Raw genomic sequence first — 861 nt, 5'->3', positions numbered from 1 at the left:
GGAACCCACTAAGCTCAAGGCGGAAGCCTTCAGGTAAAGCAGGCGTTTTTCCTGAACGGAAAACCTGTAAGAAGGCCATTTTAAGAAAGCACATGGCGCTGTACCCAAGTGGCTAAGGGAAAGGCCCGCAAAGCCTTTATTCAGTGGTTCGAGTCCACTCGGCGCCTCTAAAACATACAGTTAAACGACTTATTTATATGTCAATGAAGTTTGAAGACTTAGAGAGGGGTATTCATTACATAGACGCAGGATTCAGAGGGGTAATACAAGTTGCTGTACTGAGAATGACTTATGTATCCATGGTCAACTATAGCTATCTGATAGTTGACAATATTACTAACCAATCGGTGATTGTAGATCCGGCGTGGAACATGGAAAAGATCGACCATGCCCTGGAAGATACCGGTACTACATTGAGCGGGATCCTGCTTACCCATGCCCACCCGGATCATACCGATCTGGCCAGGCCCCTGGCGGAAAAGCACCATTGCCCCGTCTGGATGTCCAATGAAGAAATTGCCGATTCCGGGTTCTATGCACCGCAGTTGGTCGGCATCGATCCGAGGCCCTGGTCTGTAGGGCAGATCCAGATCCAGCCGATACTGACACCTGGCCATACACCAGGGGGCATGTGCTACCTGGTAGGCAATAACCTGTTTACCGGAGATACACTGTTTGCAGAAGGCTGCGGACTTTGCCCGGATATGGAGGCCGCACACCATATGTTTGAAAGTCTGGAACATCTCAAAACCAGGCTCACACCCGAAACGCTTATTTTTCCGGGACATAGCTATGGCAGGCAGCCGGGTCAAAAGTTTTCGCAGGTATTGAAAGACAATATCTATCTGCAGTTCAAAAACA

The 861-nt window shown here is 48.9% G+C and carries 1 protein-coding gene and 1 tRNA gene; both read left to right on the top strand.

The window, feature by feature from the left end; genetic code table 11:
• Window positions 1–94 precede the first annotated feature (94 nt).
• Window positions 95–167: transfer RNA gene (locus E1163_RS00330), tRNA-Cys, on the top strand.
• Window positions 168–203: 36 nt separating this feature from the next.
• Window positions 204–861: MBL fold metallo-hydrolase (locus tag E1163_RS00325; protein WP_155168544.1), on the top strand; the 658-nt coding region annotated here is incomplete at its 3' end.

The sequence above is a fragment of the Fulvivirga kasyanovii genome (genome assembly GCF_009711405.1).
GTDB classification, from domain to species: domain Bacteria; phylum Bacteroidota; class Bacteroidia; order Cytophagales; family Cyclobacteriaceae; genus Fulvivirga; species Fulvivirga kasyanovii.
Note: the sequence above shows the minus strand (reverse complement) of the source record. Positions and strands in the feature narration are given on the sequence as shown.